Origin of the sequence: Dyella sp. C9, from assembly GCF_003332825.1 — a bacterium.
GTDB lineage: Bacteria > Pseudomonadota > Gammaproteobacteria > Xanthomonadales > Rhodanobacteraceae > Dyella.
Genome location: NZ_QIRF01000013.1, coordinates 106,603 through 127,246, shown reverse-complemented (window position 1 = coordinate 127,246; position 20,644 = coordinate 106,603). Strand labels below are relative to the sequence as shown.

The 20,644-nt window shown below is 65.4% G+C and carries 18 protein-coding genes; 11 read left to right on the top strand and 7 right to left on the bottom strand.

All coding sequences use genetic code 11. The annotated features are described in order from the left end of the window. Positions 1–700: glutathione binding-like protein (locus DVU99_RS14755; protein ID WP_114240990.1), on the bottom strand; the 700-nt coding region annotated here is incomplete at its 3' end. Between the two features lie 132 nt (positions 701–832). Here DVU99_RS14755 and DVU99_RS14750 point away from each other — a divergent pair. Then, on the top strand, positions 833–1,282 hold the full coding sequence (locus DVU99_RS14750; protein WP_114240989.1) for a hypothetical protein: 450 nt from the start codon (positions 833–835) through the stop codon (positions 1,280–1,282). 89 nt (positions 1,283–1,371) lie between these two features. Beyond that, positions 1,372–2,271: a ribokinase gene (gene rbsK, locus DVU99_RS14745; protein ID WP_114240988.1), complete on the top strand. Its 900-nt coding sequence runs from the start codon at positions 1,372–1,374 to the stop codon at positions 2,269–2,271. Positions 2,272–2,441: 170 nt separating this feature from the next. Here the strand turns inward: rbsK and DVU99_RS14740 are convergent, their stop codons facing one another. From DVU99_RS14740 to rpmH, 5 genes are all read right to left on the bottom strand, one after another. Further along, positions 2,442–5,045, bottom strand: a complete 2,604-nt coding sequence (locus DVU99_RS14740) for a DNA translocase FtsK 4TM domain-containing protein (RefSeq protein WP_114240987.1) — start codon at positions 5,043–5,045, stop codon at positions 2,442–2,444. A gap of 108 nt (positions 5,046–5,153) precedes the next feature. Then, positions 5,154–6,494: a tRNA uridine-5-carboxymethylaminomethyl(34) synthesis GTPase MnmE gene (mnmE, locus tag DVU99_RS14735; protein ID WP_114240986.1), complete on the bottom strand. Its 1,341-nt coding sequence runs from the start codon at positions 6,492–6,494 to the stop codon at positions 5,154–5,156. A 214-nt stretch (positions 6,495–6,708) separates the two neighbouring features. Next, positions 6,709–8,415 (bottom strand): membrane protein insertase YidC, encoded by a 1,707-nt coding sequence (yidC, locus tag DVU99_RS14730; RefSeq protein ID WP_114240985.1) that lies wholly within the window; start codon positions 8,413–8,415, stop codon positions 6,709–6,711. Positions 8,416–8,473: 58 nt separating this feature from the next. Then, positions 8,474–8,872: a ribonuclease P protein component gene (gene rnpA, locus DVU99_RS14725; RefSeq protein WP_114240984.1), complete on the bottom strand. Its 399-nt coding sequence runs from the start codon at positions 8,870–8,872 to the stop codon at positions 8,474–8,476. A gap of 14 nt (positions 8,873–8,886) precedes the next feature. Further along, positions 8,887–9,024, bottom strand: a complete 138-nt coding sequence (gene rpmH, locus DVU99_RS14720) for a 50S ribosomal protein L34 (RefSeq protein WP_038622724.1) — start codon at positions 9,022–9,024, stop codon at positions 8,887–8,889. Between the two features lie 214 nt (positions 9,025–9,238). Here rpmH and dnaA point away from each other — a divergent pair, with 214 nt between their 5' ends. The 9 genes from dnaA to DVU99_RS14675 all read left to right on the top strand — a co-directional run bounded on the left by dnaA (position 9,239) and on the right by DVU99_RS14675 (position 19,631). Continuing rightward, a complete protein-coding gene (dnaA, locus tag DVU99_RS14715) occupies positions 9,239–10,597 on the top strand; it encodes a chromosomal replication initiator protein DnaA (RefSeq protein WP_114240983.1) in 1,359 nt (452 codons plus the stop codon). Positions 10,598–10,845: 248 nt separating this feature from the next. After that, positions 10,846–11,946 (top strand): DNA polymerase III subunit beta, encoded by a 1,101-nt coding sequence (gene dnaN, locus DVU99_RS14710; RefSeq protein ID WP_114240982.1) that lies wholly within the window; start codon positions 10,846–10,848, stop codon positions 11,944–11,946. A gap of 96 nt (positions 11,947–12,042) precedes the next feature. Next, positions 12,043–13,122, top strand: coding sequence for a DNA replication/repair protein RecF (recF, locus tag DVU99_RS14705; RefSeq protein WP_114240981.1), 1,080 nt, complete (start codon positions 12,043–12,045; stop codon positions 13,120–13,122). 76 nt (positions 13,123–13,198) lie between these two features. After that, positions 13,199–15,613 carry a DNA topoisomerase (ATP-hydrolyzing) subunit B gene (gyrB, locus tag DVU99_RS14700; RefSeq protein ID WP_114240980.1) on the top strand — a complete coding sequence of 805 codons (2,415 nt, stop codon included), beginning with the start codon at positions 13,199–13,201 and terminating at the stop codon, positions 15,611–15,613. 327 nt (positions 15,614–15,940) lie between these two features. Continuing rightward, complete coding sequence (locus DVU99_RS14695; RefSeq protein WP_198670344.1) at positions 15,941–17,230, top strand: tetratricopeptide repeat protein; 1,290 nt, start codon at positions 15,941–15,943, stop codon at positions 17,228–17,230. 314 nt (positions 17,231–17,544) lie between these two features. Next, the gene (locus tag DVU99_RS14690; RefSeq protein WP_232823618.1) at positions 17,545–17,988 is read left to right on the top strand and encodes an energy transducer TonB; all 444 of its coding nucleotides are present in this window, start codon (positions 17,545–17,547) and stop codon (positions 17,986–17,988) included. Positions 17,989–18,037: 49 nt separating this feature from the next. Beyond that, positions 18,038–18,784, top strand: coding sequence for a MotA/TolQ/ExbB proton channel family protein (locus tag DVU99_RS14685; protein ID WP_074549498.1), 747 nt, complete (start codon positions 18,038–18,040; stop codon positions 18,782–18,784). Positions 18,785–18,795: 11 nt separating this feature from the next. Further along, entirely contained in the window at positions 18,796–19,209 is a 414-nt protein-coding gene (locus tag DVU99_RS14680) for a biopolymer transporter ExbD (RefSeq protein WP_114240978.1), read from the top strand. Between the two features lie 5 nt (positions 19,210–19,214). Then, a complete protein-coding gene (locus DVU99_RS14675; protein ID WP_114240977.1) occupies positions 19,215–19,631 on the top strand; it encodes a biopolymer transporter ExbD in 417 nt (138 codons plus the stop codon). A gap of 211 nt (positions 19,632–19,842) precedes the next feature. On the opposite strand, the gene DVU99_RS14670 is transcribed toward DVU99_RS14675, so the two are convergent. After that, on the bottom strand, positions 19,843–20,586 hold the full coding sequence (locus DVU99_RS14670) for a pyridoxine 5'-phosphate synthase (protein ID WP_114240976.1): 744 nt from the start codon (positions 20,584–20,586) through the stop codon (positions 19,843–19,845). Positions 20,587–20,644 lie beyond the last annotated feature (58 nt).

Here is a 20,644-nt window from a genome sequence, read left to right as displayed (position 1 = left end):
GTTGAGTATAAGAGACAGGCCCGAACAGCACCTTGCGCGCCTCCTCGTCGGTGGCCAGATCGAACTTGCCCCTGATCTCGTCGCCCAGTGCATAGGCGCGCTGCGTGGCCGGACGCTCGCGGATGGCCTCGAACCAGGCCTTCAGGTGCGGGAAGTCCTCCAGCGACATGCCCTGGTTTTCGTGGGGCACGATCCAGGGATAGGCCGCCATGTCGGCGATGGTGTAGTCCTTGCCGGCGATGAAGGCGCGGCCGTCCAGGCGCTTGTCCAGCACGCCGTACAGGCGCCGCGTCTCGTTGACGTAGCGGTCGATCGCGTACGGGATCTTCTCCGGCGCATAGCGGTTGAAGTGGTGGTTCTGCCCGAGCATCGGACCCAGCCCGCCCACCTGCCAGTACAGCCACTCCAGCACCTTGTAGCGGCCACGCAGGTCCGTGGGCAGGAAACGGCCGCTCTTCTCGGCCAGGTACTGCAGGATCGCGCCGGACTCGAACACGCTCACCGGTTCGCCGCCGCCGGCAGGCGCCGTATCCACGATGGCGGGCATGCGGTTGTTGGGGGAAATGGCGAGGAAACCAGGCTGGAACTGCTCGCCCTTGCCGATGTTCACCGGCTTGATGGCGTAGGGCAGGCCCGACTCCTCCAGGAACAGGGTGATCTTGTGGCCATTGGGCGTGGGCCAGTAGTGGAGCTCGATCATGGCAATCCTCGGGCGGCGGTCGATCCGTTGATGTTCGGGGCACCAGACGGCGTTTCCAAGCAGGCTGTCCTCCGTCAACCGCCCCCTTTGCGCCCGCGTTCCCGCGCTTGCACATCCACTGGAGAGCCTCCCATGAACCGACTTCCCCGCATCGCCGCGCTCGCCCTGGGCCTTGCCCTGGCCGGCGGCGCCCTGGCCCAGCCGCAGGACAACACGCCGCCTCCTGGCGCGCCCGGTGCCGGTCCGCAGCAACGCGGCGGACGTGCGATGGATCCGCAGCAGCAATTGCAGCGCCTGCCCAAGCAGTTGCAACTGAGCGCCGACCAGCAGGCCAAGATCGGTCCGATCCTGCAGCAACGCGACCAGCAGATGCAGGCCCTGCGCGCGGACAACAGCGGTGCACCCGGTGATCGTCGCCAGAAGATGATGGCGTTGATGCAGCAGACCGACAGCCAGATCGATGCCGTGCTCACCCCGGCCCAGCGCGACCAGCTGAAGGCCATCCGCGAGAAGCAGCAGGAACGCATGGAGCAGCGCCGCGACCAGCAGCACGCGCCGTCGGCCAGCAGCAGCGGTGGCTGAAGCCGTATCCCCGGGGCCGCCGGCATACCGGTGGCCCCCCGCTTCCCGTATCCTGCCCTGTCCCCGCAATCGCAAGTGATGGAGCAGGTATGACACGCGTCGTCGTGGTCGGCAGCATCAACATGGACCTGGTGACGCTGGCGCCGCGTTTCGCCGAACCGGGCGAGACCATCCTCGGCGAGCGATTCCTCACCGTGCATGGCGGCAAAGGCGCCAACCAGGCCGTGGCCGCGGCACGCCTCGGCGCCGAGGTGGCCCTGGTCGGCGCGCTGGGTGATGACGCCTTTGGCGAGCAATTGCATGCCGGTCTCGCCCGCGAAGGCGTGGCGCTGGAGCATGTCGCGCGCATCGCCGACTGCGGCAGCGGCACCGCCTCGATCACCGTCGCTGGCGGCGAAAACCACATCATCGTGGTGCCCGGCGCCAATGCGCGGGTGACGCCCGCGCAGGTCGAAGGTGCGCAGTCGGTGCTGTCGCGGGCCGACGCGATCCTGGTGCAGATGGAAATTCCGCTCGATGCCATCGAAGCCACGCTGCGGCTCGGCCATCGGCTCGGCAAGCCAGTGATCCTCAACCCTGCACCCGCCCAACGCCTGCCGGTGGAATGGATGCAGCTGGCGCGCTACCTCACGCCCAACCAGCACGAGCTGGCCATCCTGCTCGGCGCCGGGGCCAACGAGGATTTCCTCTCGTTGATGCAGCGCTCGCCCGCACCGTTGGTGCTCACCCGCGGCGCCGACGGCGCGTGGTATCGCGACGGCGGCGAACCGGCGCACCAGGCCGGCTTCAAGGTCGAGGCCGTCGACACTACCGGCGCCGGCGACACCTTCAATGCCGCGTTGGCGGTGTTCCTGCACGAAGGCCTGCCCACCGCCGTGCGCAAGGCCTGCGCCGCTGCCGCACTGTCCGTCACGCGGCTGGGTGCACAGGGCGGCATGCCGACGCGCACCGAACTCGACGCCTTCCTGGCCAAGGCGCCCACCGTGTAGGCGCGCACCCGGTACGTGAGGGTCGCGGCCGCGAGCCCGCACGTCCGTCGCAACCTGCACGCTGGCCCCAGGTAACCGGACCTGGCGTCCTCACTACCTACCCCTCGTCCCCGCTCCGATCCGGTCGCGCACAGGGTGCGCTCCTACAGGCGGGGACGGAACGGTGAGGGTCAGTCCGTCGGCCCCGGCGCGATCACCTCGCGCTGGCCGTTGATGCCCATCGGCGAGACCAGTCCCGCCGCCTCCATCGCCTCCACCAGGCGCGCGGCGCGGTTGTAGCCGATGCGGAACTGCCGTTGCACGAACGAAATCGACGCACGGCGCGAGCGCAGCACGAAGGCGGCGGCCTCGTCGTACAGCGGATCGAGTTCGGCGTCGGCACCTTCTTCGTTGAACAGCTCGCCGTTGGCTTCGCTGGGCGGTCCGGCCAGGATCTCGTCCTTGTAGTCGGGCTCGCCGTATTGCTTGAGGTGCGCCACCACGCGGTGCACTTCCTCGTCGGCGACGAAGGCGCCGTGGATGCGCTGTGGATAACCCGTACCCGGCGGCAGGAACAGCATGTCGCCCTGGCCGAGCAGGCTCTCGGCGCCCATCTGGTCGAGGATGGTGCGCGAGTCGATCTTGCTCGACACCTGGAACGCCACGCGGGTGGGGATGTTGGCCTTGATCAGGCCGGTGATCACGTCCACCGAAGGGCGCTGCGTGGCGAGGATCAGGTGGATGCCGGCGGCTCGCGCCTTCTGCGCGAGGCGGGCGATCAGTTCCTCGATCTTCTTGCCGGCCACCATCATCAGGTCGGCCAGCTCGTCGATCACCACCACGATCATCGGCAGCGTATCGAGGGTCTCCGGCACCTCGGGGTGCGCCGGGAACGGGTTGAGCAATGGACGTCCAGACGCCTGCGCCTCGCGCACCTTCTGGTTGTAGCCGGCCAGGTTGCGCACGCGCAGGTCCGACATCAGGCGATAGCGGTTCTCCATCTCGCCCACGCACCAGGCCAGCGCGTTGGCGGCGAGCTTCATGTCGGTGACCACCGGCGCCAGCAGATGCGGGATGCCCTCGTATACCGAGAGTTCCAGCATCTTAGGGTCGATCATGATCATGCGCACGTCGTCGGGCGTGGCCTTGTACAGCATGGACAGAATCATCGCGTTCACCGCGACCGACTTGCCCGATCCGGTGGTGCCTGCCACCAGCATGTGCGGCGCCTTGGCCAGGTCCGCCACCACCGGTTCGCCGGTGATGCCCTTGCCCATGGCCAGGGTGAGCAGCGAATCGGAACCGCGGTAGGCCGTGGAGTCGAGGATCTCCGACAGGGCGATCATCTGGCGCTGCTCGTTGGGTAGCTCCAGGCCCATGCAGGTCTTGCCGGGTATGGTCTCCACCACGCGGATGGACGAGCGCCCGAGGCCGCGCGCCAGATCCTTCATCAGGGCCACGATCTGGTTGCCACGCACGCCCACCGCTGGCTCGACTTCGAAGCGGGTGATCACCGGGCCTGCGGAGGCGCCGACCACGGTCACCGGCACCTTGAATTCGCGCAGCCGTTGCTCGATCAGCTCGCTGGTATCCGCCAGCTGGATCTCGTCGATGGCGGTGAAGTCAAAGCGCGGCGCGCTCAGCAGATCGAGTGGGGGCAACATGGCCTGGGGGCGTTGCCGTACCGGCGGCGCGGCGTGTAGCGGCAGCGTGCTCACCGGGGCCGGCGTCGTGATGTCGTCGTTGGCGGCCCGCCATCGCGCAGGCGCAACGGTCGCGGTGCCGACCAGCTCGACCGCCGAGGACAGCACGGGCTCGGGGCCCGGCTGCGGCTCCGCCAGCGCGACCGATGCCTGCGGCTGCGGCACCGGCTCGGGCAAGGGCGCGGCCGTCACCCGCTCGTGGCTCAGCACATCCAGCGGCGCCACCAGCGCGGCCACCGACGGCAAGGGCGCAGGTTGCACCGGAGCGGTGTAGGGCATCGCTGAGGGTGCAGGCGCAGCGGCCACCACCGACGGCGCCGCGACGGCCGTGACCGGCGTGGCCTGTCGCACCGGCATCACCGGCGCGGGCGAAGGTGCCTGGGGCTTGCCGTGCTTGGGCATCAGCCAGGGCTCTCGAATGATCTTCTCGTCGCGCGCGGCGTGCTTCACCCGCGACGACGCCATTACCGCCGCGGCCGCCGGTGCGACGGGCGCAACCGTCGACGAGGCGCGATGGTTGGAGGGCGCATTGGCAGGCACCGCGGGTTTGGTCGCCGGCGCGACGGCGGCAGCCGTGCGACGCGTGGCCGCCGGAGCCGCACGACGGGGCTTCGCCTTGCGTTCGACGCGACGCACGGCGCCCCCCTGGCGCGGCGCCGATCGCGAGCGGCCACGGCGGGCGGCGATCCATTCCAGCCCATGCTGCAGCAAGGCCGCCAGGCCATCGACCAGGCTGGAGATGCGACGAAACGCGCTCGGCCAGGACACGCCCAGGTACCACGGGAGGCACACCGCAAGCACCGCAAGCATGAGCAGGGAAGTGACAGCCCCACCCAATACACCGCCAATGCCGTTCGCCATGGCGCGACAGACGGCGCCGCCCGCCTGCGGGTCGTCGGTGTAGTGCGCCACCAACAGGCCTTCCAGAGTGGCGCTGGCCAGCAGCACCAGCAGCGCGCCCAGCCAGAAGCGGATCGTCCCGCCACCGTCCGCCTGCCGGCGGCGCAGCACGTAGCGCCGGACCAGCTGCCAGACCAGGGGAATCAGCCAGAGGGTGGACAGCCCGAAGCCGCCAAACAGAAGAGTGAGCATGCCTGAGTAATCGATGCCGCAGCGTGCAAACTCAGCATGTTAGCGCCAACGCATCAGACTCGTCAGCAGAGGGTGGCGTAACACCATGAAATGGCACACAACACCGGCTTATTTGCCGATGCAGAACGAGCTGAAGATAGCTCCCAGCAGATCGTCGCTGGTGTAGGTGCCGGTGATCTCGCCCAGCGCATGCTGGGCCTGGCGCAGCTCCTCGGCGGCAAGTTCGCCGGCTCGGGTGCTGCACAACACCTGGTCGGCGCGATCCAGATGCGTGGCTACCCGTTCCAGCGCCAGAACATGGCGGCGACGCGCACTGAAGGCGCCCTCGCCGCTGCCGGCACCAGCCAGCTGCTTGAGATGTTCGCGCAAGACGTCGAGGCCTTCGCCAGTCTTGGCCGACGCCCACACCCAGATCGCCTCGGCGCGCTCCTCATACCGCGCCCCCGCATGCGCAAGGTCGATCTTGTTCACCAGCACCAGCCGTTCGACGCTGGCGGGCAGGTCCGCGAGCAGTGCGAGATCATGGTCGGCATGCTGGGCATCGGTGACCAGCAGGGCGACGTCGGCACGCGCCAGTTCGCCGTGGGCGCGGCGCACGCCTTCCTGTTCCACCGGGTCATCGGTTTCGCGCAGGCCGGCGGTGTCAGCCAGTTCCAGCGCGATGCCATCGAGGCTCAGCTGTTCGCGCAGCACGTCGCGGGTGGTGCCGGCGATGTCGGTGACGATGGCGCGGTCACTACCCGAAAGGGCGTTCAGAAGGCTGGACTTCCCTGCGTTTGGACGTCCAATGATGGCGACGCGCAAGCCATCGTTGAGGCGCACGCCGCGCTGCGCTTCGCGCAGCAGTTCGGCCAGCTGCGCGCGCAAGGCATCCAGCTGCTGCTGGATCGCCGGGTCGGCGAGGAAGTCGATTTCCTCCTCAGGAAAATCGATGGCCGCCTCGATATGCACGCGCAGCGCGATCAACGCCTGCAGCAAGCCGTGCACCTTGTGCGAGAACACGCCCTCCATCGAACGCAGCGCGGCGCGGGCGCCGGCCTGCGAGCGCGCGGCGATCAGGTCGGCCACCGCCTCGGCCTGCGCAAGGTCGAGTTTGCCGTTGAGAAAGGCACGCTCGGTGAACTCGCCCGGCCGCGCCAGGCGTGCACCCATCGTGCATACCCGCCGCAACAAGGCGTCGAGCAACACCGGGCTGCCGTGCCCTTGCAGTTCCAGCACGTGTTCGCCGGTGTAGGAGGCGGGGGCAGGGAAGTAGAGCAACAGCCCGCGATCGATGAGCTCGCCATTGCGCTCGCGGAAAGCAGTGAAGTGGGCACGACGCGGCTCGGGGTCGCGGCCCAGCAGTTCGCTGGCGATGGCGCGCACGGCGGGACCCGATACGCGCAGCACACCGACGCCGGCGGCACCCGAGGCACTGGCGATGGCGGCGATGGTGTCAGTGGACGTCATGCGGGAATTATGCCGGTTGCCGGACTGCCGGCGGAACGCATTCGCCGTTTCTCACGGCTGGACGTCCCTTCGGCCTTTGTAGGAGCGCACCCCTGAACTCGATTCAGGGGTGCGCTCCTACAGGATAGGCGCCAGGACGGCGAGCCACGGCGCCATCGTCCTCGGCAAAGAAAAGGCCGCATCAGCGGCCTTTTCCTCCGAAACCCGGCGACGCTCAGGTCGCCTTAGCCGCGTCCGCGCGCTCCACGCTGCGCGTGATCAGCCACTGCTGGGCCAGGCTGGTGAGACCGTTGACCACCCAGTACAGCACCAGGCCGGCGGGGAAGAACAGGAACATGAAGCCGAACACTACCGGCATCACCTTCATCATCTTCTGCTGGGCCGGATCCATGCCCGCCGCCGACGGCGACAGCCACTGGGTAGCCAGCATCACCAGGATGTACAGCACCGGCAGCACGAAGAACGGATCGGGCGCCGACAAATCGTGGATCCAGCCGAAGAACGGCGAGTGGCGCAGCTCCACGCTCTCCATCAGCACGCGGTACAGGCCGAAGAACACCGGCATGGTGATCAGCACCGGCAGGCAGCCCGACATCGGGTTGACCTTCTCCTTCTTGTACAGCTCCATCATGGCCTGCTGCATCTTCATCTTGTCCTCGCCGTAACGCTCCTTGAGGGCGTTGACGCGAGGCTGCAGCTTGCGCATCTTGGCGCCGGAGCGGAACTGCGCGGCGGTGAGCTTCCACAGTGCCGCCTTCAGCAGCAGCACCAGCAGGATGATGGCCACGCCCCAGTTGCCGCTGATCGCGTGCAGCTGCGACAGCAGCCAGTGCAGCGGCTGCGCCACCACGGTCAGCCAGCCGTAGTTGGTGGTGAGGTCCAGGCCCGGCGCGACGGTATCCAGCGTGCCCTGCAGCTTGGGACCGATGTACAGGCGCGAAGCGGTGCTCACGCTCTGACCCGGCGCCACGCTCAGCGACGGCCCCACCGCGCGGATCAGGTACACCGGCTGCGCCGTGTCCGGATTGATCACGCTGGTGCTGTAGGTGTTGGCGTCCTGCGCCTGCGGAATCCAGGCCACGAAGAAGTAGTGCTGCAGCATCGACGCCCAGCCGCCGGTGATGGCGTGGTTGAGCGGCTTCTTGGCGAAATCCGCGAAGGGCAGCGTGGACATCTTCTCTTCGGGGCTGTACCAGGCCGCGCCATAGAAGCTGTGCGAGGACGGGTCGCTGAAGTTCTGCCACCAGCTCTTCTGCTGGGCCGGCGCCACGCGCTGCAGCTGCTCGTAGGCATTGCCCTGCCAGGCCGCGCTGCCACCGTTCTCGATCTTCTGGTCGACGGTGACCACGTAGCTGCCGCGCTTGAGCGCGTAGGTCTTGGTGACCTTGAGGCCGGCGGCGTCCTGCCAGGTCAGGTCAACCTTCAGCTCGTCCTGGCCCTGGGCCAGCGCGTAGCTGGCCTGCGCCGCCTGGAACACGGCACGGTGATCCGGCGCCTCGCCCTGGTTGCTGACCAGGCCGCTCTGCGCCACGAAGTACTGCGCGCGGTCGTCATCGAGCAGGCGCACCGGCGCCGGGTCCGGATCCTTCTTGGTGCGTGGTACCGAGGGATAGCCCAGCAGTTCCGAGCGCACCACGCTGCCGCCGCGGGTGTCCACGGTCAGGCGCAGCACGTCGGTGCTGATAGTGACCAGCTGGGCGGTGGCGGACGTTTCGCTGGTGGTGCCCGGCACGGCGGCCGGGGCGGCACCGGCGGTGGCGCCAGGCACGCTGCTGTCGGCAATCGCCGGGGTCGCGCTGCTGCTCGACGTCGCGGCGGCGGCCACTGCCGGCTGCGGGCCGTAATCCTTCTCCCAGGCCATGTACAGCAGGTAGGCCACGGCCATCAGGGCGAACAAGAGGAAGGTACGCGTTTGGTTCATCGCGGAGCAGATCCGGTGGATGCCGCGACACCGGGCCGCGGAGGAGGGTGGAGAAAGATCAACGCACGATTGTGCCGGCCGGGTCGCCGGGCTTCAACGTGGCGTCGAGCCTCACGGTGCGCAGCCTTTTCCACAGCCCATGGAGTTCGGCCAGCAATTCCGGCCCGGGCAGGCTGGCGGCCTGCTCGCGCGCCATCACCATGAGGTCGACGGCCGGAAGCTCAAGGCGGACCTGGCGGAACGATTCACGCACCAGGCGCTTGATGCGGTTACGGTCCACCGCCCGCTTGGAGACGCGCTTGGAGATCGCCAGGCCCAGGCGCGGATGGCCCAGCTCGTTGGGACGATAGCGCACAGAAAAACAGCGGCCGCCGAAGCGGCCGCTGGCATGACGCAAAGCAGCGAAATCACCGGCGCGGCGGAGCCGCGCCTCGCGCGGCAGGCCGGCAGCACGCATGATGGGCGCGCTGCTTACGGGATCAGGCGCTTGCGGCCCTTGGCGCGACGGGCGTTCAGAACCTTGCGGCCATCGGCAGTCGCCATGCGGGCGCGGAAACCGTGGGTACGGGCGCGCTTGAGCTTGCTGGGTTGGAAGGTGCGCTTCGACATGGCTTTGTCCGAAGTTAAGGTGATAAAAAGGTTGGAAATTATGCAGGCCGTTTCATGCCCCTGTCAAATAGGGCGATGATTGGGCTTGACAAAAGGCTGTTTACTTCCTGTGGATATCCGTGTGGATATCCATGCCGACTGGAGGGGTTCGTGCTGCTAGACTTGCCGGTCCACCCCGCGCGTAAGCGCTCCTTCCAGTGGTTGAAGATTTCCCATGAGTGACCTGTGGCGGCGCTGTCTCGAGCGTCTCGAGGGCGAATTGAACGCCGAAGACCTGCACACCTGGCTGATGCCGCTGCAGGCCCGCGATGACACCCACGGCCTGCAGTTGTTTGCGCCCAATCCGTACACCCTCGATACGGTGCGCGAGCGCTACCTGGCCCGCATCGAAACGGTGATCAGCCAGCTGACCGGCCATGAGCTGACGGTGAGGCTGGAGGTTGGCTCCAGTTCGCCTCGCGCCACGGCCAGTGGAAAGCTGGCCGCGCCCGCTCCGGCTGCGGCGCCCAAGGCCGTAGCCGCGGTCGTCGCAGAAGCGCCGGCCCCTGCGTTTACCCACAACCTGGACCCGCACTACACCTTCGAAACCTTCGTCGAGGGCAAGTCGAACCAGCTGGGCAAGGCCGCCGCCATGCAGGTGGCGATGAACCCCGGCCGCGCCTACAACCCGTTGCTGCTGTACGGCGGTACCGGCCTGGGCAAGACCCACCTGATGCACGCCACCGGCAACCTGATGCGCGAGCGCAATCCGGACTTCAAGGTGCTGTACCTGCGCTCGGAGCAGTTCGTCGGCTCGATGATCGAGGCGCTGCGCACCAAGAGCATGGACGAGTTCAAGCGCCGCTTCCGCTCGGTGGACGCGCTGTTGATCGACGACATCCAGTTCTTCGCCGGCAAGGACACCACGCAGGAAGAGTTTTTCCACACCTTCAATGCGCTGTTCGAGTCCAAGCAGCAGATCATCCTCACCTGCGACCGCTACCCCAAGGAAGTGGACAAGCTCGAGCCGCGCCTGAAGTCGCGCTTGGGCTGGGGCCTGTCGGTGGCGATCGAGCCGCCGGACTTCGAGACCCGCGCGGCGATCCTGCTGTCCAAGGCCCACGACAAGGGCGTGGCGGTGGGGGAGAACGTGGCCATGCTGCTAGCCAAGCGCATCCGCTCCAACGTGCGCGACCTCGAGGGCGCGCTCAACACGCTGGCGGCCCGCGCCAACTTCTACGGCAAGCCGATCACCATCGATTTCGCGGAGGAGACCCTGCGCGACCTGCTGGCGACCCACGCCCAGGCGGTGACCGTGCCCAACATCCAGAAGACGGTGGCGGACTACTACCAGGTGCGCCTGCAGGATCTGCTGTCCAAGCGCCGCGTGCGTTCGCTGGCGCGCCCGCGCCAGATCGCCATGGCGCTGTCCAAGGAGCTCACCGAGCACAGCCTGCCCGAGATCGGCGAGGCGTTCGGCGGTCGCGACCACACGACCGTGCTGCACGCCTGCCGCACGATCAGGAAGCTGTGCGAGACCGACACGCGGATGCGCCAGGATTGGGAACAGCTGATTCGCATCCTGACCGGTTGAGTCGTGTCGGCTGTGTACTAAGTGCTTGAAAAGTGCGGTGGCAAGCTGTGGATAATAGGTGGACGATTTGGCCGGAAAAGTTATCCACATCCGGCCCACAGTCATCCACCGCTTGGGAACACAATGTGAGAATCGGCTAATCATTTGATTCTCATGAATTTTTCCGGTTTTCAGAGTTATCCACGCCGCCTACCACCACTACAGAACTTCTTTTAAAAACAGAAAAGCAGGATTGGGGAAGCGCATACATGCAATTCAGCATTCAACGAGAAGCTCTGCTCAAACCGTTGCAGCAGGTCGTGGGCGTCGTCGAACGCCGCCAAACGCTGCCAGTGCTCGCCAACCTGCTGGTGAAGGTCGCTGACGGAAAAGTGTCGATGACCGGCACCGATCTGGAAGTGGAAATGATCGCCACCACCGGTGCCGACAAACTGGTCGACGGTGAAATCACCATTCCAGCGCGCAAGCTGTTCGATATCGTGCGTGCGCTGCCAGACGGTGCCCACATCGAACTGAAGCTCAACGGCGACCGCGTGGCGCTGAACGCAGGGCGCAGCCGGTTCACCCTGGCAACGCTGCCCGCGACCGAGTTTCCGACCATCGACGAGATAGAGCTGGTTGAGCGGGTCACGCTGCCGGAAGAAGTCCTGCGTGATCTCATGGACCGCACCGCGTTCGCCATGGCCAACCAGGACGTGCGCTACTACTTGAACGGCATGCTGCTGGATCTCCAGGAGCACACGCTGCGCTGCGTAGCTACCGACGGACATCGCCTGGCGCTGAAAGAGACCAAGCTGGAAAGCAAAGTCGCCGCGCGTCGCCAGATCATCATTCCCCGCAAGGGCGTGAACGAACTGGTCGGTTTGTTCGAGACGGGCGAAGGGCAGGTTGAGCTGGAATTCGGCCGCAATCACCTGCGCGTGCGCCGTGGCGACGTGGTGTTCACCTCGAAGCTGATCGACGGTCGTTTTCCGGATTACGAAGCGGTGATTCCGCTGGGCGCCGACAAGCACGCCACGCTGGATCGCGAGATCCTCCGCGGAGCCTTGCAGCGTGCGGCGATTCTCTCGAACGAGAAGTACCGTGGCGTGAAGCTGGAGCTGTCGCCGGGCAAGCTGCGTATCGTGGCCCACAATCCGGAGCAGGAAGAGGCCGTGGAAGAGCTCGAAGCGGAGACCGTGGTGTCGGATCTGGCGGTGGGCTTCAACGTGGGTTACCTGCTCGATGCGCTCGGTGCCCTGCGTGGCGAACGCGCCCGCCTGAATCTGCGCGACGCCCAGTCGAGCTGCCTGGTGCAGGAGGACGATAGTGACCAGGCTCGCCACGTGATCATGCCGCTGCGTCTCTGATGTCGAACCATCGTTTGCCGCGTTTGGGCAAGCAGCACAGGAACGCCGGGGTTGTCGCAAGACGCCCCGGCGTTCTTGCGTCAGGAGCCCGCTGACATGTGGCTGCAGCATCTGCGTATTCGTGGCCTGCGCTGCCTGGCCGACGTCGAGGTGGAACTCGATCCTGGCGTAACCGTGTTTGCCGGCCCCAATGGAGCGGGCAAGACCAGCTTGCTGGAAGCCGCCTTTCTGTTGTCGCATGCCCGCTCGTTTCGTAGCGGGGCCAAGGATGCGTTGCTCCAGCGCGGTGCCGACGCCTTGTCGGTGTTCGCTGAGCTGCGGCATGCGGACGGCCAGTCACGGCGGATCGGGTTGGGGCGGCAGGGCGCACGCTGGGAGGCTCGAGTCGACGGATCGACGGCATCGCTCAGCGAACTGGTCGGCGAATGCGCCGTGGTCTGTTTCGAGCCTGGCTCGCATGCACTGATCGCCGGCGGGGCAGAGGAGCGCCGGCGCTATCTGGATTGGGGCGTGTTCCACGTGGAACATGACTTCATGTTGGCCTGGCGGCGCTACCAACGAGCCCTGAAACAGCGAAACACCTTGTTGCGGGCAGCCTCGCTGGTTTCCGACGCCCTGTTTGCACCCTGGGAAGCCGAACTGGCGACCACCGCCACCCAGATCGACGGGCTGCGCGAGGTTTATTTGGCCGCGCTTCGCCCCCATTTATTGTCGTGCATGGAGGCACTCCTGCCTGAGCTGGGCGCCGTGGAACTCCGCTATCGCCGCGGCTGGGCCGAAGGTGTCGAACTGGCCGACGTCCTGGCCAGCCAGCGCGGCCGGGACCTGGCGCGCGGCCACACCACGCAGGGATCCCACCGGGCCGATTGGTCGATTGCCTTCGAACACGCGCCGTTGCGCGAACACCTTTCGCGGGGGCAGGAGAAGTTGACCGCCTTGGCCTGTGTGCTGGCCCAGGCGTCCTTGTATGCCCAGCGACGGGGTGAGTGGCCCGTGGTCTGTCTGGATGATCTGGCTTCCGAACTGGACAGGCCCCACCAGGCGGCCGTGGTGAGCCAGCTGAGGGCCGTGGGGGCCCAGGTGCTGGTGACCGGCACCGAGGTGCCCGAGGCCTTGGAGGGCGGTCCTACGCGCGTGTTCCACGTGGAACAAGGCCGTCTCAACCCCCTGCTATAATCAACCGATTGTCCCCCGTCCGGCCTTGTATGGCGCCGATCCGGACGGGAAAAGGCGCCCAGGAAACGGTCGACGAATGAACGCATCCTACGATTCGAGCAACATCAAAGTTCTGAAAGGCCTGGAAGCGGTGCGCAAGCGCCCGGGCATGTACATCGGCGATACCGATGACGGCACTGGCCTTCACCACATGGTGTTCGAAGTCGTCGACAACTCCATCGACGAAGCCCTGGCCGGCTATTGCGACCATGTCACCGTCACCATCCTCGAGGATGGTTCGGTCAGCGTCAGCGACAACGGCCGCGGCATCCCGGTGGACATGCACCCGGAAGAGGGCCGCTCCACCGCGGAAGTGGTGATGACCGTGCTGCACGCCGGCGGCAAGTTCGACGCGAACTCCTACAAGGTGTCCGGCGGCCTGCATGGCGTGGGCGTGTCGGTGGTGAATGCGCTCAGCTCGCACCTGTGGCTGACCATTTGCCGCGAGGGCAAGGAGTACCAGCAGGAATACGCGCTGGGCGAACCGCAGTACCCGGTCAAGGAAGTGGGGCCGTCATCCAAGCGCGGCACCACCGTGCGCTTCCTGCCCAGCACCGACACCTTCTCCAACACCGAATTCCACTACGACATCCTGGCCAAGCGCCTGCGCGAGCTGGCCTTCCTCAACTCCGGCGTCACCATCGACCTGAAGGACGAGCGCGGGGAAGGGCGTAGCGACCGCTTCGCCTACGAGGGCGGCATCAAGTCCTTCGTGCAGCACCTGGCCCAGCTGAAGACCGCGTTGCACCCCAACGTGATCAGCCTCAGCGCCATGCAGGACGGCATTTCGGTGGAACTGGCGATGCAGTGGACCGACTCCTACCAGGAGACGATGTTCTGCTTCACCAACAACATCCCCCAGCGCGACGGCGGCACCCATCTCACCGGCTTCCGCGCGGCGCTGACGCGCTCGCTGCAGGGCTACATCGAGAAGGAAGGCCTGGCCAAGAACGCCAAGGTGGCGCTGTCGGGCGATGACATGCGCGAAGGCCTGATCGCCGTGCTGTCGGTGAAGGTGCCCGACCCGAAGTTCTCCTCGCAGACCAAGGACAAGCTGGTGTCCTCCGAGGTGAAGACTGCGGTGGAGCAGGCCGTCAACGAGAAGCTGGGCGAGTTCCTGCTGGAACACCCCAACGAGGCCAAGGCCATTGCCTCCAAGGTGGTGGATGCCGCGCGTGCCCGCGAGGCCGCCCGCAAGGCCCGCGAGATGACCCGCCGCAAGGGCGCCCTGGACATCGCCGGCCTGCCGGGCAAGCTGGCCGACTGCCAGGAGAAGGATCCGGCGCTGTGCGAACTGTTCCTGGTCGAGGGTGACTCCGCGGGCGGCTCGGCCAAGCAGGGCCGCAACCGCAAGACCCAGGCCGTGCTCCCGCTGAAGGGCAAGATCCTCAACGTGGAGAAGGCCCGCTTCGACAAGATGCTGTCCTCCGCCGAAGTCGGCACGCTGATCACCGCGCTTGGCACCGGCATCGGCAAGGAGGAATACAACCCGGACAAGCTGCGCTACCACCGCATCGTCATCATGACCGACGCGGACGTGGACGGCTCGCACATCCGCACCCTGCTGCTTACGTTCTTCTACCGCCAGATGCCCGAGCTGATCGAGCGTGGCCACGTCTACATTGGCCTGCCGCCGCTGTACAAGATCAAGCAGGGCAAGAACGAGATGTACCTGAAGGACGACGCGGCGCTCAACGCCTACCTGGTGTCCAGTGCCGTCGATGGCGCCGAGCTGCAGTATGCCGCCGACGTCCCCGGCATCAGCGGCGAGGCGCTGGAGAAGCTGCTGCGCGACTACCAGACCGCGCTGGACCAGATCGAGCGCCTGGGCCATCGCTTCGATGCCACCGTGCTCACCGCCATGCTGGAGCATGCCCCGCTCGAGCCCGCGCTGTGGAATGACGCAACGGCGATGCAGGGCTGGCTGGCCGGTGTGGAATCGCGCCTGGCGGCCAGCGGCCTGGGCAAGCCGCGCTATCGCCTGGCCCTGCGTCCGGCACTGGACGAGCAGCCTGCGGCGATCGAGGTGGTCAAGGAGCAGCACGGCCTCAGCCACACCTGGCTGTTGCCCCAGCCGTTCTTCAGCAGCAACGAGTTCCGCCCGATCCTGCAGGTGAGCCAGCAGCTCGCCGGTCTGGTGCAGGCCGACGCCGTGGTTCGCCGCGGCAACGGCTCGCGCGGCGTGCAGAACTTCGCCGAGGCTCGCCACTGGCTGCTGGAAGAGGGCAAGAAGGGCCGCATGATCCAGCGCTTCAAGGGCCTGGGCGAAATGAATCCGGAGCAGCTGTGGGAGACCACGGTGAACCCGGAAACCCGTCGCATGCTGCAGGTAGGCATCGAGGACGCCTTCGCCGCCGACCAGATGTTCTCCATGCTGATGGGCGAGGCGGTGGAACCGCGTCGCGATTTCATCGAGGCCAATGCCTTGAAGGTCGCCAACCTCGATATCTGATCTTTCGGGGTGGACCTTGTGACGGCGTCGACGGCTGCCCTGTGGTGGCCGTCACGCCGTTTCTTTTGATGTGAAAGTGCTAACGTATTAACGTGTTAGCTCGCGCATACGCCGCGCAGGAAAGCCTGTTTTCCAGGGCAGAAAGTCACGATACACATGACCCTGCTGCTTGAAAATCATGTCCAGTCGCTTGCGTATGGTTCAACTGATTGATTCTTAACAATCTTTGTTGTGGCGCTGCGACTTGTTATCTGCCGCCTAGTCAGGTTACGCTCAGCGATCCCCCGCGTCGTCGGCGCGTGAAAACCCTAACCCCTGAGGACTGCCATGAAGCGTGTTCCCCTGATCAAGATGCTCGCTGGTACGGCGCTGGCCCTGGCCGTGGTGAGCACCCCGGTCATTGCGAGCGACAGCTCTTCCAAGGACAAGAAGGAAGCGCTGTACCCGAACGCTACCCGCAAGGAGCCGAAGCTGGACCTGACCAGCGAGAAGGACCAGAAGGCCATCAACGAAGGCCTTGATGCGGTGAACAATCAGGACAAGGAAAAGGCGATCCAGATCCTCCAGCCGATCGCTGATGGCAGCAAGAGCAAGTACGCCCAGGCGCTGGCCCTGCAGGGCCTGGCGACGGTGCATTACCAGGATGGCGACCTGAAGAGCGCCATCGACCTGCTCAAGCGCGCCATCGACGACGGCGTGATGCCGAACGACACCTTCTTCCAGCTCGAGTACATGCTGGCCCAGTTCTACCTGGCCGACGAGCAGTACCAGCCGTCCATCGACACCATCGAGAAGTGGCGCGCCGAAGGCCGCAAGGAAACCCCCGAGTCGTACGCGCTGGAAGGCAACGCGTACTACCGCCTTGGCAAGTACCCGGAAGCGATTGCCGCCATCAAGAAGGCGCAGTCGATGACCGACAAGCCGAACGACAGCTGGAACCAGATCCTGATGGCCAGCTACTCGGAATCCGGCCAGAGTGACCAGGCTGCGCAGGTGGCCCAGCAGCAGCTCGCCGCCAACCCGAACGATCCCAACGCGCTGTCCAACGCCGTGGCCGTGCTGATGCAGGCGCAGAAGTATCCGGAAGCGATCACGCTGATGGAGAAGTCCCATGCCGACGGTCAGTTCAAGAACGAGAAGGACTACGTCAACCTCGCCAAGCTCTACCTGATCACCGGTCAGAACACCGGCGACGCCAAGCCGTCGGCGGCCAAGGCCGTGGCCGTGCTCAACGAGGGCATGAACAAGGGCGTGGTTGCCTCCAGCTACGACAACTACAAGCTGCTCGGCGACGCTGCCTACATGGCAGACGACTCGAGCACCGCCGTTGCCGCCTACAAGAAGGCCATCCCGTTGGCCCAGGACGGTGAGGCGGCAGTCCGCGCGGGCCAGCTCCTGCTGCAGGACAACAAGTACACCGAGGCCAAGGGCCTCATCCAACAGGGCATCGACAAGGGCGTGCAGCACAAGGGCACCGCCTATATGTTGCTGGCCGAAGCGTGTCGTGGCCTGAAGGACAAGCCGGGCACGATCGCAGCCATGGAGAAGGCCGCACAGGACCCCGAAACCTCTGCTAAAGCAAAGGCTTGGCTGAAGGCGCAGGGAGCGAGCAAGTAAGGCAGAGGTGTAACAACCGTGAGCCGGATAGACGTCTATTCGGATGCCTCGCGGGAGCTATACAAATGCCATGTGCTGTTGTACCGTTGAAACCTTTCCGTGCTCTCGTCCAGTGGCAAATGTCATCCCCTTTTGGATCGATATTGCCAGTGGAATCCGTGACCACGTCTCACCGATTGATTAGCTCCAGATAGTGACAGATGGCCTCAAGTAACGAAGCAACCGGCCAAGGGCCGTTCAATTGGAGGCGTACCTGGGCGCTGGCTGTTGCCATCGCGCTGCATGCGTTCGCGTTCCTGTTGCTGGTGGCGCCTATGGCACCGCCGAAGCAGGTGCAGAAAGAGAAAGAACGCACTGTCCAGGTGAACTTCATCGAGCCACCGCCGCCGCCGCCGGCCGTGGAAGAGGCGAACACCAATGCGGTCGCCGCTGCGCCGCCGGCTCCGCCTGCTCCCCCGGCTCCGCCGGCCGACATCGCAGCGGGTCAGGACGTCAGCTACAACAGCCGTATTCAGCCCAAGTATCCGCCGCAGGCTATCCGCCAGCGTCACGAGGGCACGGTCACGCTGATGATTCTGGTTGCTGTGGACGGTACGCCGAAGGACATCAAGGTGGAGTCGTCCAGCGGTTATCGCGAGCTGGATCAGGCCGCGATTGAAACGGCACGCAAGTGGCGCTTCAATCCGCAGATCAAGAATGGACAGAAGGTGGAAGCTTTCGTCCGCGTACCGGTCAATTTCAATCTAAACCAGCTGTAACTTAGGTTACGGTCAATCAGTTCACGCCTGACTTTCCAAGGGTAGCGTTATGTTCCTGCAAACTTCTCCGGCCCCCGCGGGCGGTACCACCAACGCCGAAGCCATGAAGTCCATGGGCTTCGACCACCTCATCCACAACTTCGATTTCCTTGGCTGGATCGTGTTCGTGGTGCTGGTGGTGATGTCTTTCTCCTCCTGGTACTTCATCGTCGCCAACGCGATCCGCAACTCGATGGTTCGCGGTCGCGCCGACAAGGTCATCAACGGCTTCTGGTCGAATGGTTCGACCCAGGACGCCATCCGTGAGCTGGAAGCCCAGCCCAAGGGCGAACCGTTCTCGAAGATCGCCCTCGACGCCGCTTCGGCCGTCGCTCACCACCAGCAGGCTTCGGCCGGCGGTGGTCGCCTCGCCGAGTCGCTGAGCCGCTCCGAGTTCATCGATCGCGCCCTGCGCCAGGCCGTGGCTCGCGAGAGCTTGCGTCTGGAAGGCGGCCTGACCCTGCTCGCCACGGTCGGTTCGTCGGCTCCGTTCATCGGTCTGCTTGGTACCGTGTGGGGCATCTACCACGCGCTGATCAAGATCTCCGCGTCGGGCAACGCTTCGATGGAAGCCGTGGCCGGTCCGGTGGGTGAAGCTCTGATCATGACCGCCTTCGGTCTGTTCACCGCTATCCCGGCCGTGCTCGCCTACAACTTCTTCAACCGCTCCAACCGCCTGACCTACGCTCAGTTCGACGAGTTCGCGCACGACCTGCACGACTTCTTCGCCACCGGCGCGCGCGTCGAAGGCAAGTGAGGATCTGACCCATGGCAATGAGCACCGGAGGCAATGCCGGCGGTCCGATGTCGGAGATCAACGTCACGCCGCTGGTCGACGTGATGCTGGTGCTGCTGATCATCTTCATGATCACCGCGCCGCTGATGTCCCATCGAATCACGGTTGATCTGCCGACTGCCAATCCGAAGGTTTCGGATACGGAGCCGGTGGAGCCGATGGACTTGGCCGTGAAGCCGGATGGCACCCTGTACCTCAATGACATCGAAGTCACCGAGGCAGAGCTGAAGGCACAGTTTGCGGTTGCGGCGGCCAAGGCCCCGCAGCCGGAACTGCAGATCCGTGCGGACAAGACCACGGAATACAAGGTCGTGAAGAAGATCCTGGCCGACGCCAAGGAACAAGGCATGGTCCATGTCGGTTTCATTACGACCGGCAAGGAGTAAGAGTCATGGCATTTAGTTCTGGAAGTGGTAAGGGGCCAATGGCCGACATCAACGTCACGCCGCTGGTCGACGTGATGCTGGTGCTGCTGATCATCTTCATGATCACGGCCCCGATGCTTACCCATAAAGTGAAGATCGACCTGCCGCAGCCGAACCCGAACGTGGTCCAGCCGGAAAATCCGCCGGAACCCGTTCGACTGAAGATCGACCAGTCCGGTGCGCTGTACTGGAACGATACCCCGGTCGATGAGCTGGGCCTCAAGGCTCAGCTGGCGGTGATTGGTGGTCTGGGCGATCCGGCCAAGCAGCCGGAAGTGCAGATCAATGCGGACGACAGCGTGGCTTACGAGCACGTCGCCCGTGTGCTGGCCGATGCGAAGAGCTACGGCCTGACCAAGATCGGCTTTACCGAAGGTCAGTGATTCAGCTGTAAACCGCAGTAACACTACCCTTTGAGCCCCCGCCCAGTGCGGGGGTTCTTTTTTGGGTGCTCGGGACGCCTGGCGCGGATGTTTGGACGTCCAGATGCAGCGGCTGGATTGATCGCGCACAGGGTGCGCTCCTACAGGGTGGCGTTCGGCTTGCAGGAGCGCACCCTGTGCGCAATTCAACGGTCCGCCGGACCGAACCCTCTCAGCGCAGGATCTGCAGGTAGTTGCGCACGGTGGTGGCGAGGCCTTCGTACAGTGCCTCGCCGATGAGCGCGTGGCCGATCGACACTTCGGCCAGGCCAGGGATCGCAGCCTTGAACGTGCCCAGGTTGACCTGGCTGAGGTCATGTCCGGCGTTGACGGCCAGCCCGGCATGTTGCGCGCGGCGGGCCGTGTCGGCACAGCGTTCGAGTTCCTCCTGCACATGGCCCTCGGCAAACGCATGCGCATAAGGACCGGTATAGATCTCGATGCGCTGCACGCCGATCGCGGCCGCTGCCTCGAAGCCAGTGGCGCCGCTGTCGACGAACAGGCTCACGCGGCAACCGATCTCGCGCAGTTCGGCCACCAGCGGGCGCAGGATGTCGATGTCGCGCTCGAGGTCGAAGCCGTGGTCGGAGGTGATCTGGCCATCGCCGTCGGGCACCAGGGTCACCTGGGTCGGGCGTACTTCGCGGGCCAGTGCGATCAGTCCCGGGTAGGTGCCGCGGGCAGGCGCGAACGGATTGCCTTCGATGTTGTATTCGACTCGTCCGCGCAGCACGGCGGCCAGTGCGCGCACGTCGTCGGGACGCACGTGGCGCTGGTCGGGGCGCGGATGCACGGTGATGCCCCCGCAACCAGCGTCGATGCAGGTATGGGCGGCATGGACGATGTCCGGCTCGCTGCCACCGCGCGAATTGCGCAGCACGGCGATCTTGTTGAGATTGACGCTAAGCAGGGTCATGGGAGTGGCGGTACTCGCTGGCAAGGCCGGAACACGACGCCTGGAAGGCGGCGGGTTG

What these genes read in the sequence shown, in the direction of transcription:
- DVU99_RS14740 (WP_114240987.1), bottom strand. Translation starts at nt 5,045, where the DNA reads ATGCTCACTCTTCTGTTTGGCGGCTTCGGGCTGTCCACCCTCTGGCTG.
- dnaN (WP_114240982.1), top strand. Translation starts at nt 10,846, where the DNA reads ATGCAATTCAGCATTCAACGAGAAGCTCTGCTCAAACCGTTGCAGCAG.
- DVU99_RS14685 (WP_074549498.1), top strand. Translation starts at nt 18,038, where the DNA reads ATGTTCCTGCAAACTTCTCCGGCCCCCGCGGGCGGTACCACCAACGCC.
- DVU99_RS14675 (WP_114240977.1), top strand. Translation starts at nt 19,215, where the DNA reads ATGGCATTTAGTTCTGGAAGTGGTAAGGGGCCAATGGCCGACATCAAC.
- gyrB (WP_114240980.1), top strand. Translation starts at nt 13,199, where the DNA reads ATGAACGCATCCTACGATTCGAGCAACATCAAAGTTCTGAAAGGCCTG.
- DVU99_RS14670 (WP_114240976.1), bottom strand. Translation starts at nt 20,586, where the DNA reads ATGACCCTGCTTAGCGTCAATCTCAACAAGATCGCCGTGCTGCGCAAT.
- yidC (WP_114240985.1), bottom strand. Translation starts at nt 8,415, where the DNA reads ATGAACCAAACGCGTACCTTCCTCTTGTTCGCCCTGATGGCCGTGGCC.
- rpmH (WP_038622724.1), bottom strand. Translation starts at nt 9,024, where the DNA reads ATGTCGAAGCGCACCTTCCAACCCAGCAAGCTCAAGCGCGCCCGTACC.
- mnmE (WP_114240986.1), bottom strand. Translation starts at nt 6,494, where the DNA reads ATGACGTCCACTGACACCATCGCCGCCATCGCCAGTGCCTCGGGTGCC.
- dnaA (WP_114240983.1), top strand. Translation starts at nt 9,239, where the DNA reads ATGAGTGACCTGTGGCGGCGCTGTCTCGAGCGTCTCGAGGGCGAATTG.
- rbsK (WP_114240988.1), top strand. Translation starts at nt 1,372, where the DNA reads ATGACACGCGTCGTCGTGGTCGGCAGCATCAACATGGACCTGGTGACG.
- recF (WP_114240981.1), top strand. Translation starts at nt 12,043, where the DNA reads ATGTGGCTGCAGCATCTGCGTATTCGTGGCCTGCGCTGCCTGGCCGAC.
- DVU99_RS14750 (WP_114240989.1), top strand. Translation starts at nt 833, where the DNA reads ATGAACCGACTTCCCCGCATCGCCGCGCTCGCCCTGGGCCTTGCCCTG.
- DVU99_RS14695 (WP_198670344.1), top strand. Translation starts at nt 15,941, where the DNA reads ATGAAGCGTGTTCCCCTGATCAAGATGCTCGCTGGTACGGCGCTGGCC.
- DVU99_RS14690 (WP_232823618.1), top strand. Translation starts at nt 17,545, where the DNA reads ATGGCACCGCCGAAGCAGGTGCAGAAAGAGAAAGAACGCACTGTCCAG.
- rnpA (WP_114240984.1), bottom strand. Translation starts at nt 8,872, where the DNA reads ATGCGTGCTGCCGGCCTGCCGCGCGAGGCGCGGCTCCGCCGCGCCGGT.
- DVU99_RS14680 (WP_114240978.1), top strand. Translation starts at nt 18,796, where the DNA reads ATGGCAATGAGCACCGGAGGCAATGCCGGCGGTCCGATGTCGGAGATC.